The following is a 12,369-nucleotide window of genomic DNA, read 5'->3' on the forward strand; positions in this document are numbered from 1 at the left end:
ATCTGGCGTATTGATCGCTGTCAGTTACCATGGAGAGCCACTCTATACTCGATCTGTCAGCAGTGGCTCAGTCCTTGGTGATGCGATTGACTTCTTCCAGCGAGGTCATGCCCGACATCACCTTGCGCAAGCCGCTACGCCTCAGGTCTGAAAGCCCTTCCTTGCGCGCCTGGTCTGCCAGCTCGATGGCGGTGCCCTCGCGCATGATCAAGCGGCTCATCTCATCCGAGATCGGCATGACTTCATAGATGCCGACGCGCCCCTTGTAACCCAGCGTGCACTGACTGCAACCGACAGGACGGAATATGGTCGCCGCCTCGAGTTCTGCTGCGCTGAAGCCATTGCCTTCACTGAAGCCCATCGAGGCCATCGCCTCGGGCGGAATCTCCGCTGGCTGGCGGCAGTGGGTGCATAGGCGACGCGCAAGGCGCTGAGCGATGATCAACGAGACGGAACTCGCGATGTTGAAAGGGGCAATCCCCATGTTGCTCAGGCGTGTCAGTGTCTCGGGCGCTGAATTGGTGTGCAAGGTAGAAAGTACCAGGTGACCGGTCTGTGCCGCCTTGACGGCAATTTCGGCGGTTTCCTTGTCACGAATCTCCCCGACCATCACCACATCGGGATCCTGGCGCAGGAAGGCGCGCAGGGCCGAGGCGAAGTCCAGTCCGATCTTGGGTAGCACGTTGACCTGGTTGACGCCTTCTACCTTGAGTTCGACCGGATCTTCCGCCGTCGAGATATTGCGCTCCGGTGTATTGAGGATATTCAGTCCGGTGTAGAGCGTCACGGTCTTGCCGCTACCGGTAGGCCCAGTGACCAGAATCATGCCCTGTGGCTGATCCAGCGTCTTCTCGAACATGGCGCGCTGTTCGGGTTCGAAGCCCAGCGCCTCGATGCCCATCTTGGCCGAGCTGGGGTCGAGGATACGCAACACCAGCTTCTCACCGTAAACGGTGGGCAGTGTGTTGACGCGGAAATCGATGGAGCGAGACTTGGACAGGCGCAGTTTGATCGCACCATCCTGCGGTAAACGGCGCTCGGAAATATCCATGCGCGACATGACTTTCAGGCGCGCCGAGATTCGGTTACGCATATTGAAAGGCGGCCGGGTGTTCTCGATCAACATGCCATCGATACGAAAACGAATGCGATAGGTGGATTCGTAGGGCTCGAAGTGGATATCCGAGGCACCACGCTTGATGGCATCCAGCAGTACCTTGTGAACGAAGCGCACCACTGGCGCATCGTCACTGCTGGCCGTGATGGCAAGATCGTTGTTGTTATCCTGTTCGCCCTCGAACTCCAGGCCATCGAGGGCTTCACCTTCGCCGCCAAGCATGTCCATGGCGCTTTCTTCGCCGGCTTCCAGATATTGCTCCAATGCCGGTGTCAGCTGGTCGGCAGCGACCAGAACACTCTCGATAGACAAGCCGGTGGCAAACTGCAGTTCATCAAGATGCGTGAGCGTCGATGGGGAAGGTACGCCGACGGTCAAGCGATGCTCACGGCGATAGAGTGGCAATACGCCCAGCTTGCGCAGCACCTTCTCGGGCAGTTCTTCGATTGACGGTAGCGAGTCGATACGAATGGCATCGAGATCCACATACGGCAGGCCATATTCCCAGGCCGCCGCTAATGTCGCGTCACGTGCCGGTACTAAGCCGTGCGCGATGATATGCAGCAACAGGCTTTCCCCTGCTTCATTGGCTTCCTGTTCCGCCAGCTGTGCTGCCTGTGGTTCGAGCAGGCCAGAGTCGACCAGTCGTGCGGCAAATCCTTTTAGCGTGTGTTCTGACTGGGGCATGACACTCTTCCTGTTGCAGTTGCCGATGGGCCTACTCTCGCTGCTTCAAACGTGAAACAGGTGCTGATGCGCTATGCGTGAACTCTGGTGCGGCAAGCCTTCGTATTACAAACATCGTCTTGCAGAGGAGTGTAGCTGGATTGCCCTGCGCTAGGAATGGCGCATTCGTGACATGAGAAGGGGATAGAGTTTGTGGAGGGAGGTAGCCAGACGCTGGTGGGGCGGGAGTAACGTTGAAGAGAGTCTGAATTTCGAACAAAAAGTTTTTGTCTACGTTGCTTGCAATGTCACCGAGTGTAATCTATTGTAACAGCTAAGCAGCCGTCAGCGCCGCCAGGCAAGCGTCTTGCGACATGGCAATGGCACCTGAACTGTGGCTGTGGTATCACTCGTCCCGTCCGGTCGACACCCCGTGATATCAAGATGTTATGCTGATGAAGATGTTGTTGGGAACATTAGAAACAAACGCCCATACTGACATTCTTCTGTAACATCCTGCTGGTCAGGGAAGGTAACCGGGGTTTCAGGACGTACGACCTGATCTCACTACGCAAATGCAAGGGAGTCACACCATGACACGCAAACAATCTGGTTTTACATTGATCGAACTGATGATCGTTGTGGCGATTATTGGTATTCTGGCGGCTATCGCAATCCCGCAATATCAGAATTATGTAGCACGTTCTGAGGCAGCTTCTGCACTGGCAACGATTCGTAGCGTACAGACTGATGCAGAAGATATTATGGTTCGTGGATTAGAGCCAAAAGTTGAAGAAGCTGCAGCTGCCACCGAGCGAGATTTAGGTATTGCTGCTGATGCAAGTAGTTCAGGTACTATTAGTGTTGCAAATTATACTGCCGCTGGTGTATTGGATATAGTGTTTACATTCAATGCTACAGGTGTTAGTCCGCAGGTGCAGTCTACTACTATCACTTTATCGCGTGATACCGATGGTGTTTGGAGCTGTGCAACTACAATCGACCAAGACTTTGCTCCGGGTGATTGTACTGGTGCGTAAGGCTTTATGTTCAAATCTAGAAGTTAAAAACCGCCCTTGGGGGCGGTTTTTATTGCATTCAATAAAGCGCTTCTTCCTCTTCTACCACATCCTTCAGCAGCTCCAGGAACAGCTTGTCTGCATCGGAGTGCTCTGCCGGATCTTCCGGGATATGGATGCTGGTAGTGTCAGAAATCTCGTTGGCGATGATAGCCAGCACTGCTTGCTCATTCTTTCCTTGTTCTGCCCCTTCCTTGAGGCGCGCTCGCGCCACGACCAGTGACTGCTCGAGAATCTTCGGGTCTTGCAGCAGCTTGCGGATGAAGCCTTTCAGCTCACTGATGATGCGTGTCTTGTGCATTTCGCCGGATGCGTTGCTCATGGCGTGCTCCTTGTCTGGTGGATGTCTGTCTTTGAGTTCGAACGTGAATTCTGGTCTGGATGACGATGCCTGGAATGCCTTTGAGCGCTTTTGAACCTGAGGGCCAATCCAGGCCTGCCCAAGCCTGCCTCTGAAATGCATGACGTCATGTCTGCCTTTGCCTGCAGTGTAACCCACACGTCAGCGCTGGTGGATATGTGACATCACGCCGATCTCCAGCTTGCCAAACCACTCAAGCCCCTCTGCCAGGCGTTCCATCTCGGCGATTGATGCGTTGCGTGAGTCTGCGTCGCGGTAACATTGCAGAGCAGTTTCCGTGGCAGCTTCGGTAGTACAGCTAGGCAGCTCCAATAGGATATCCACATGCGGGGTAGTCGAGTGGTAAGAGGTCGTGGGAGTGACATGGTTGACGTAGTGCAGGGTGAGGCCGCTACGCGCCTGCCAGAGAGGCGACTGCTGCCAGCATTCATCCAGCGCGATGATGATGTCACTGCGCAGGGGTAGCGGCTGCTGTAGCGTGGGCTGCGCCAGGCTGGCCTGGCCGAGATGCGAGTCATCTTCAGGGTCGATGTGATAAAGCACATCACTTAACTGGGGGAATTCGGCCTTGAGGCGAGCCACGGCGTGATGGCCGATAGCATGGCCTTCCGAGACGCTGATACGTGGCGCGACCAGCAGGTGGACTTCCAGCACGATACGGCCGGCCAGCGTGCGGCTGCGCAGGTCATGTGCGCCACGTACCTCCGGCAGTGACAGCAAGCACTCACGCATGGCGTGTTGCTGTTCGCGGGGCAGGGCGGTGTCGATCAGTTCGCGTGAGGCCTCCCAGGCCAATGAGGCGCCGATCTTGCCCACCATCACGCCAACGACGACCGCCGCGATGCCATCCAGCCAGCTGGCCCCCAGCTGGGTACCGATCAGGCCAATGAGCACCGCCACGGTGGAGAGCGCATCGCTGCGTGAGTGCCAGGCATTGGCCTCCAGCAGCTTGGATTTCTGCTTGCGCGCGATCTTCAGCGTGGCGCGAAAGATGCCTTCCTTGCCGAGTAGCGAGATGATCGCGATGCCGATGCCCAGCGCGCCGGGCAACGGAATGGTCAGCGAGCCGAACATCAACTCCCAGCTGCGCAGGATGCCTTCCCAGCCTATTGCGCCTGCCACGGCCAGCAGCAGGCTGCCGAGTACCAGAGTGCCGAGCGTCTCGATGCGCTCATGCCCCCAGGGATGTGAGCGATCCGGTGCCTGGCGGCCGTAGTGAGTCGCCACCAACACGAAGGCATCCGTCACCAGGTCTGACAGGGAATGGATGCCATCGGCGATCAGTGCCTGTGAGCCGACCAGCTTGCCGATGACAAGCTTCGCGACACCCAGCACGCCATCCAGCGCCGCGCCGATCAAGGTGATGCGCTGTGCTTCACGCTTGGCGCTTGCTGTGCTGGCAGACTCCGTGGATGACGATGGTGGCATGGAGGGGGGCATGGGAAGGCTCGCTCAAAGGGGAGTCGGGTGCGGCATGAAGTCAGCGCCTACTCCTGCGTAGGGCAGCAGTCAGCGGACACAGCTGTCTTCAGAGATCTCACCGCTGGGGCGCAGGCGCCGCGCGAGGCTGTCAACGCCGATATTGAGTATGGCGGTGAGCACCAGCAGGGCAAATGCCTGATCAAACATCAGGTATTCGAAGCTCGAGTCGATGTGGAAGCCCAGTGTTACCACCCCCAGCATGCCCAGAATGGCCGTCTCGCGAATGATGGTCTCGGCGCGGTAGAGCAGCAATGCGAACATGCCGGGAGCGACACGTGGGTTGAGCTCGTAGAGCCAGCATTCGAACTTGCCCTGCGGGCGACTGGGCGGCAGCTGAATCTGGTTGGCATGGCGAGCACACAGAAAGGCGATAATCGCGCCGTTGTGCAGTGCCAGCGCCAGCCAGGCGGGCAGCAGCGAGGGCCCCAGCAGCAACAGCAGGATGAAGGCTAAAATCAGTTCCGGCGTGGTGCGCAGGAAGATCAGCAGGCCGTTGGTCGAGTGCTGTGAGAGGCGATTGCCCACATGGCGGCTGGCCAGCGGCCATAGCAGCATGGCGATCAGCAGACTGCCGGCGGTGCCCAGCAGACCGAGCAGCAAGGTATTGCCGATGGCGGGCAGCAGATCGGGCAGGTGACTTGCCCACTGCAGCAGGTCTGTCGCGAGCTCACCCGAGATCAGTGACTCGAATGATGCATTGACCAGCGGCGCCGGCCAGATGTCATGACTGATGAAGCGCCACAGCAGGGTCGGGCTGACATCGGGCCATGGCCCCAGCCACCAGAGACTGGCGATGGCCAGCACCGGCAATACCCGACGGTGTCCCCACCACGGGAGCGTGGCGATCAGCAGATAGAAGATCCATAGCAGGGCGCCCGCCTCGGCGTAACGGCCCTCGCGAAAGGCGCTTTCCAGATAGAAGCCCAACGTGGGCAAGCCGACGAAGCCGAGCAGGACGCTGGCGCGCAGTCCGCATTCGAAGCGATAGCGGGTGTAGCTGGCCATGCGCCGCCACGCCATCGGCAGTTCTGCATACAGAAAGCGCATCGCGCGTGAGCTGGCACAGGGTAGCGCCTTGAGCGGCGCCTGCGGCAGTTGTTCGAGAATCTCGGCATAGACCTTGGCGAAGGTCGCCGCATAGGGAATCGTGATCGCGGCCAGCGCCGTGGCGGCCGACAGCCCGAACACCTGCAGCAACAGCAGTGCCCAGAACAGCTCATGCACCGCGCGCAGCCCGGCACTGATGCCCCGCAGCAGGCGCGAGCGAGAGTAGACCAATGCCAGTGGCAGCCCGATCAGCGCGCCCAGCAAGGTGCCCCACAGCGCGAAGGCGATGGTCAGGACCAGAGCGTGCAGCGGAGATTCCAGCGCGCCGGGAGCCGGTGACGCCAGGCCCGCCAGCATGCGGCCCAGTTCCTGCCAAGGGTCGCGCGAGGTGACGGAGAGATCGGCGAAGGGCACCAGCACCAGCATCGCGATGACCAGACCGCCACCGAGGCGCAACAGGCGCGCGCCGTCACTGCGTGCCTGCCACCAGCGAGGAGGATGGCGCAGCTCTGCCGTCATGGTGGAGGGGTCAGCTGACATCGGATGACTCGCGGGTCGCCGCAGCGGGGTACAGGAAGTCCAGGTCACCGGGCGTCAGTCCGTCGGTCGCGACATCCAGCAGGACCTGACCCTGACCATGGCTCATGCCATCAGCCTGCTTGCCAAGACCGATCACGCGCGTGAAGTGAGTGAGTGCCAACTCCCGCTGGTGAAGCGCCACCACACTGGTGGCGTGACGGGCATGAATCAACTGGATCAACTGGCTGGCCTGATGCGGGTCCACGCTTGCGACGGGTTCGTCACCGAGGAACAGGTCATGGCCCTGATAGAGCGCGCGTGCGATGGCGACACGCTGGCGCTGACCGCCGGAAAGCGCCTCGACGGAGCGCTCCATCAGGCCGGCGATACCCAGCGGTTCGCACAGTGTGGCGACCGCCTGCCAGTGAGCCGGTTTCGGGCGCAGCAGATTGAACAGGTTGGTCAGCCGTGAGTGCTGGTCCAACCGGCCCATGAAGATGTTGTGGTAGACTGACAATTGCGGCACCAGCCCCTGGCGTTGAGGGCACCAGGCGGCCGCTACGCCGCGCTGTTGCAGCGCGGCGCGCAGGGCTTCCAGCAGCGTGGACTTGCCTGCGCCACTGGCACCGAGCAGGGCGATGCGCTCGCCCTGCTCGAGGCGAATATCCAGATCACGCAAGACTACTTCGGCGCCATGGCCGAGGTGGTCTTGCGAAAGGTGCAGCAGTGGAGAGGGTGTTTCCTGGGTCATGAGCTCAGCGCAGCAGACCGAGCTGTTCGCCGACGGTCTTGATCGGCGCGTAGTCATCGTTGCTTGCCGGAATGAAGCCGGAGCGTGGGAAGCTCTCGAGCAGGTCCGGGTCCTTCATGTCCAGCAGGGCCGTGGTGACATGGGCGGTGAAGTCCGCGCCGAAGTGGCTGTCGGCATCGCCACGAATCGTCCACTGATAATCCGGATAGGCCGGCGTCTGCCACAGCACCTGCACCTTGCTCGGGTCGACCTTGCCATCCTTGACGGCTGCTTCCCACACCGCGAAGTTGACCGCGCCCACGTCATAGGTGCCGGCGGCGACCAGTGCGATGGTGCGGGAGTGGTCGCCGGAGAAACCGACGCGGCTGAACAGGGTGTCCGGTGCCTGCTGGAACTGCTCACGCAGATAGTATTCCGGCATCAGGCGACCCGAAGTGGAGGTCTTGGCGCCGAAGGTGAAAGAGTGGCCTTCGACGGAGTCGGGCAGTGCGTCCAGCGGCTCGGCGGCATCGCCGGCCAGCTTGAGGTCGCGACGCGCGATGAAGTAGCTGCGGAAGGCAGCATCTTCCACGCCCTGTGCGATGGCGACGGAGCCCGGCACCATCTGACGCGCTTGAACGCCTGTCAGGCCGCCGAACCAGGCCATCTGGATCTGGTCATTGCGAAAGGCGCTGACAGCGGCGCTGTAGGATTTGACCGGCACATACTCGACATCGACGCCCAGCTTCTCTTCCAGATAATCGGCAACCTTGTCGAAACGCTCGACCAGGCGTGATTCGTCTTCATCCGGAATCGCCGTGAACTTGAAGGTGTCGGCCTGAGCCAGACTCATGGCCATGGGAAGGGCGGAAATCAGGGTCAGAGCAGCAGTGGCCAGCCAGCGCATGGGAAGCATCCTCAGCATTCACGACATGAGACATCATGCGGCAGGCACCGCATGTCAGGGGGTATGGCGCGTATTGTTGTGTCTTGGCCACGCGGGTGCAAGCCCTACGCCATGCCTGAAGGATCGCTCAAGTGGGCCTGGGGCCATTAAGGCGTTGAATGGTCGCGCGGGAACTGCTCATTTGCCGTGGCCGGGCCTGATGTTGCCGGGCCGGGTGCTCATGATCTTCAGACAAGTGCTCAAGATTCCGGCGGAAAGCGGGTGTCCTTCAAACTGTCCTTGATCTTCTTGAGATGCTGCTGGAAATCTTCTCCACGGCGCAGCGTCACACCGGTGGCCAGCACGTCGATCAAGGCCAGGTGGATCATGCGTGAGGTCATCGGCATATAGATATCGGTGTCTTCCGGCGCCATGACTTCCAGCACTTCGGTGCACTCGCGCGCCAGCGGAGAGTCCGGTGCGGTGATGCCCAGTACCGCGGCACCGTTGCTGCGTGCGAGCTTGGCGATATCGACCAGCTCGCGGGTGCGTCCGGTGTAGGAGATGATCACGATCACGTCGCCGGTATGGCAGGCGGCGGCCACCATGCGCTGCATGAGCACGTCTTCATAGGCCATGACCGGCAGGTTGAAGCGGAAGAACTTGTGCTGGGCATCCGCCGCGACCGGGCCTGAGGCGCCAAGGCCGAAGAAGCAGATCTGCTTGGCCTGGCTCAGGTAGTCGACGGCGCGTTCGATGCGTCTGGGGTTCAGTGCGCGACGGGCGTCGTCGAGCGCGGCCACGGTGGCGCCGAGAATCTTGTCGCCATAGGCCGCGGCATCATCGCTCTGATCGACACTGCGTGACACATAGGGCGTGCCGCCGGCCAGGCTCTGGGCCAGCTTGATCTTGAAGTCGGGGAAGCCCTTGGCATCGAAGTTGCGACAGAAGCGGTTGACGGTCGGCTCACTGACCAGCGAGGCCTGAGCGAGCGCCGCGATGCTCATGCCGGTGGCCGCAGCCGGGTCCGCCAGAATGACGTCGGCGACCTTGCGCTCGGAGCGATTGAGCTCGTCGAGACGTTCACGGATGCGATTGATGAGGTCGTGTACTGCCATTCGCCTGTTACCCTGCCATTGTGTAGTGAAATAACTACGTAATCTGGGCATCCTAGCCTCACTCGTCTGGTAGGCCAAGCATCTCTTTGGGTCACTTGCTGATCCAGAGGCGCGAAGGACGAGGTGAAGGCGAAAGCGCCGCTGACTACCACTTTTAGGTAAGTTTACCTATTTGTGGGGCGAATTGTCTTGAGTGACAGCGGCGTTATCGCTACATTTGTTGTTAATATAACCAGCCATGTATCGCCAACGCCTTCCCGGTGCCGTGTGTCATTCGAGCCTCTCCTCGCCGCGCCAACCTGCGCAGCCTTCACGGAGCGGGTTCGAAGTCGCCCACCTTGTCGGTCATTTCGGCATACAGGGCAGTTTCGACGGGAGAAATCGGCGGCATGAGTTCCGACATCATTCCGGGCGTGGATATTGCCCTGTTCGGCGCCTTGGGCGACCTCGCCAAGCGCAAGCTATATCCAGCCCTCTATCACCTCGACCGTGACGGCCTGCTCGAGAAGGCAACTCGCCTGATCGGTCTGGCGCGTCAGGATGTCAGCCTCGAATCCTTCAAGGACACCGTGCAGGCGGCGCTCAAGGAGCGCGTCAAGCCGGAACACCTCGAGAAGGAATGCATCGAGCGCTTCCTCTCTCGCATCAGCTACGCGGCGCTGGACTTCAGCACCGTGGAAGGCTATTCCGCGATCGCCGACTGGCGTGTGGATGCCAAGGGCAAGCCGTCACCGCGTCCGCTGATGATCTATCTTTCCGTACCGTCGCGTATCTACGGCGACATCAGCAGCAATCTGCAGGCGGCGGGCTGTCTCGACGAGCACTCACGTGTCGTGGTCGAGAAGCCGATCGGCTCTGATCTGGAAAGCTCGCGTGTCGTCAACGACGCGATCGGCGCCGTCTTCCACGAGTCCCAGATCTATCGCATCGATCACTATCTGGGCAAGGAAACCGTCCAGAACCTGATCGCGCTGCGCTTCGCCAACCCGATGTTCGGCAATCAGTGGAATCAGAACCAGATTTCCCACGTCGAGATCACCGTGGCGGAGAAGGTCGGCATCGAAGGACGCTGGGGTTACTTCGATCAGGCCGGTCAGCTGCGTGACATGGTGCAGAATCACCTGCTGCAGCTGCTGTGTCTGATCGCGATGGACCCGCCGTCCAACCTGGATGCGGACGCCATTCGTGACGAGAAGGTCAAGGTGCTCAAGGCGTTGCGCCCGATCACCGGCGAGCGTCTCAACACGGATCTGGTACGTGGCCAGTACATCGCGGGTGCCGTCGACGGCCAGCACGTGCCGGGCTATCTCGAGGAAGAAGGGGCCAATACCGAATCCCAGACCGAGACCTTCGTGGCTTTCAAGACCGAAGTCTCCAACTGGCGCTGGGCCGGTGTGCCGTTCTATCTGCGGACCGGCAAGCGCATGCCGGAGAAGCTGTCACAGATCGTGATCCACTTCCGTCAGCAGCCGCACTACATCTTCGATCCGGACCAGCGTTCGCTGGCGGCCAACAAGCTGATCATTCGTCTTCAGCCGTCCGAAGGCATCTCCCTGCAGGTGCTGACCAAGGACTCCGGTCTCGACAAGGGCATGCGTCTGCGTCCGGGCCCGCTGGACCTCGACTTCAACAGCGCCTTCCCCAAGCGCCGTATTCCGGAAGCTTACGAACGTCTGCTGCTTGAGGTCATCAAGGGTCAGCAGTATCTGTTCGTGCGTCGTGACGAGATCGAACACGCCTGGCGTTGGGTCGATACCCTCATCGATGGCTGGGAATCCCGCGCTGCCACGCCGCGCCGTTATCCGGCTGGCTCCTGGGGGCCCGTCTCCTCGATCGCGATGATCACGCGCGATGGCCGCAGCTGGTATGAGGAGTATTGAGATGAGCGCCACCGTGACTGAGCAGGACCCGCGCGTACAGACCGCACACTCTCTCGCCGAGTATCTGGCCGCCGCCTTGCGCGCAGACCTCGACGTTGATCCGTCAGCGCGTGCGCTGCTGGTGGTTTCCGGCGGCTCCACGCCCAAGCCGCTGTTTGCTGCGCTGCGCGACAAGCCGCTGGACTGGTCGCGTGTCGATATCACTCTCGCCGATGAGCGTTGGGTGAGCGAAGACGCCGATGACAGCAATGCACGCTTCGTCCGTGAGCACCTGCTGAGCGGTGCGGCCAGTGCCGCCACCTTCCATCCGCTGACCAACGCCGAGGCAGAGCCGGAGGGCGGTTGCGCAGAAGTGAGCGCTCGCATCGCGGCACTCCCCTGGCCGGCCTCCGCGCTGATTCTCGGCATGGGTGGCGATGGTCATACGGCCTCGCTGTTTCCCGATGGTGACCGCCTGCAGGAAGCGCTGACCAGCGCGGATTGCTGTGTACCGATGCGTGCACCCAGCGTGCCGCAGGCGCGTATCACGTTGTCTCTCGAGCGTCTGCGCCAGACGCGTCGTACCGTGCTTCATCTCACGGGGACCGACAAGCAGGCCGTGCTGTCGCGCGCGCTGAGCGACGTCGAAGCGGTCAGTGAACTGCCGATTCGTGCCTTCCTGTCCGCGCCGCTGGCGCTTTACTGGGCCCCCTGATCACATCGGCCGCGGCCAGCCACAAGGGAGGTTGGCCGCGGCACAAGGAGAACGCCATGAGCTTTGAAAAACAGCTTCCGTCGACTCGCACCACCGAGATCGACAGCATCTGCCAGAAAGCCTCCGTGCTGCCGGTGATCGCCGTCGAGCGCATCGAGGACGCCGTACCGCTGGGCAAGGCCCTTTACGAAGGTGGCCTGACCGTACTGGAAGTCACGCTGCGCACCGATTGCGCGCTGGAAGCCATCCGCCTGATGCGTGAAGCGCTGCCCAACGCCAGCATCGGTGCCGGCACCGTGCTGACGCCGGAACAGTATCGCCAGGTGGAAGAGCTGGGCGTCGACTTCATCGTCACGCCGGGCACCACCGAAGCGCTGTACCAGTACGGCGTGACCAGCAGCGTGCCGATGCTGCCGGGTGTCGCGACCGTCTCGGAGCTGATGACGGGCTGGCAGTACGGTTACCGTCGCTTCAAGTTCTTCCCGGCGGAAGCCGCGGGCGGCGTCAATGCGATCAAGTCCTTCGGTGGCCCGATCAGCGAAGCTCGCTTCTGCCCGACTGGCGGCATTTCCCTGAGCAACGCCGCTGACTACCTCGCGCTCAAGAACGTGATGTGTGTCGGTGGTAGCTGGGTCGCGCCGCAGAAGCTGATCGATGCGGGTGACTGGGATGGTATCCGCGAGCTGGCGCGTGAAGCCTCAGAGCGTTTCCACCGCTGAAGCCTGATATCTGGATGAGTGCGCTCTCTCGACTCAGCGCTCGCGATCCAATTGCGCGGGCACTGAGTCCG

General features: G+C 60.9%; 11 protein-coding genes. 4 read left to right on the top strand and 7 right to left on the bottom strand.

Annotated features, from left to right (window positions below):
* Window positions 1-67: 67 nt before the first annotated feature.
* Window positions 68-1,804, bottom strand: a complete 1,737-nt coding sequence (gene pilB, locus CDPAHKCJ_RS06900; protein ID WP_166019196.1) for a type IV-A pilus assembly ATPase PilB — start codon at window positions 1,802-1,804, stop codon at window positions 68-70.
* Between the two features lie 572 nt (window positions 1,805-2,376).
* Here pilB and CDPAHKCJ_RS06905 point away from each other — a divergent pair.
* A complete protein-coding gene (locus CDPAHKCJ_RS06905; RefSeq protein WP_166019197.1) occupies window positions 2,377-2,823 on the top strand; it encodes a pilin in 447 nt (148 codons plus the stop codon).
* A gap of 58 nt (window positions 2,824-2,881) precedes the next feature.
* On the opposite strand, the gene CDPAHKCJ_RS06910 is transcribed toward CDPAHKCJ_RS06905, so the two are convergent.
* From CDPAHKCJ_RS06910 to CDPAHKCJ_RS06935, 6 genes are all read right to left on the bottom strand, one after another.
* On the bottom strand, window positions 2,882-3,184 hold the full coding sequence (locus CDPAHKCJ_RS06910; RefSeq protein ID WP_043332474.1) for a hypothetical protein: 303 nt from the start codon (window positions 3,182-3,184) through the stop codon (window positions 2,882-2,884).
* Between the two features lie 180 nt (window positions 3,185-3,364).
* The gene (locus CDPAHKCJ_RS06915; RefSeq protein ID WP_240916690.1) at window positions 3,365-4,663 is read right to left on the bottom strand and encodes a cation diffusion facilitator family transporter; all 1,299 of its coding nucleotides are present in this window, start codon (window positions 4,661-4,663) and stop codon (window positions 3,365-3,367) included.
* Window positions 4,664-4,732: 69 nt separating this feature from the next.
* The gene (locus CDPAHKCJ_RS06920; protein WP_240916691.1) at window positions 4,733-6,292 is read right to left on the bottom strand and encodes an ABC transporter permease; all 1,560 of its coding nucleotides are present in this window, start codon (window positions 6,290-6,292) and stop codon (window positions 4,733-4,735) included.
* Complete coding sequence (locus CDPAHKCJ_RS06925) at window positions 6,282-6,950, bottom strand: ATP-binding cassette domain-containing protein (RefSeq protein WP_346773903.1); 669 nt, start codon at window positions 6,948-6,950, stop codon at window positions 6,282-6,284. Before CDPAHKCJ_RS06925 ends, CDPAHKCJ_RS06920 begins: the two co-directional genes overlap by 11 nt.
* A 76-nt stretch (window positions 6,951-7,026) precedes the next feature.
* A complete protein-coding gene (locus CDPAHKCJ_RS06930; RefSeq protein ID WP_205700810.1) occupies window positions 7,027-7,908 on the bottom strand; it encodes a putative selenate ABC transporter substrate-binding protein in 882 nt (293 codons plus the stop codon).
* A 239-nt stretch (window positions 7,909-8,147) separates the two neighbouring features.
* Window positions 8,148-9,005, bottom strand: a complete 858-nt coding sequence (locus CDPAHKCJ_RS06935; RefSeq protein WP_166019200.1) for a MurR/RpiR family transcriptional regulator — start codon at window positions 9,003-9,005, stop codon at window positions 8,148-8,150.
* Between the two features lie 389 nt (window positions 9,006-9,394).
* Between CDPAHKCJ_RS06935 and zwf the strand changes: the two genes are divergently transcribed.
* Genes zwf through CDPAHKCJ_RS06950 form a run of 3 tightly spaced genes read left to right on the top strand, consistent with a single transcriptional unit; the run spans window position 9,395 to window position 12,298 of the window.
* Window positions 9,395-10,885 carry a glucose-6-phosphate dehydrogenase gene (zwf, locus tag CDPAHKCJ_RS06940; protein WP_043332469.1) on the top strand — a complete coding sequence of 497 codons (1,491 nt, stop codon included), beginning with the start codon at window positions 9,395-9,397 and terminating at the stop codon, window positions 10,883-10,885.
* 1 nt (window position 10,886) lies between these two features.
* A complete protein-coding gene (pgl, locus tag CDPAHKCJ_RS06945; RefSeq protein ID WP_166019201.1) occupies window positions 10,887-11,579 on the top strand; it encodes a 6-phosphogluconolactonase in 693 nt (230 codons plus the stop codon).
* A 56-nt stretch (window positions 11,580-11,635) separates the two neighbouring features.
* The gene (locus CDPAHKCJ_RS06950) at window positions 11,636-12,298 is read left to right on the top strand and encodes a bifunctional 4-hydroxy-2-oxoglutarate aldolase/2-dehydro-3-deoxy-phosphogluconate aldolase (protein ID WP_043332465.1); all 663 of its coding nucleotides are present in this window, start codon (window positions 11,636-11,638) and stop codon (window positions 12,296-12,298) included.
* The last annotated feature ends 71 nt before the right edge of the window (window positions 12,299-12,369 follow it).

The organism is Cobetia sp. MB87 (assembly GCF_011319755.1).
GTDB lineage: Bacteria > Pseudomonadota > Gammaproteobacteria > Pseudomonadales > Halomonadaceae > Cobetia.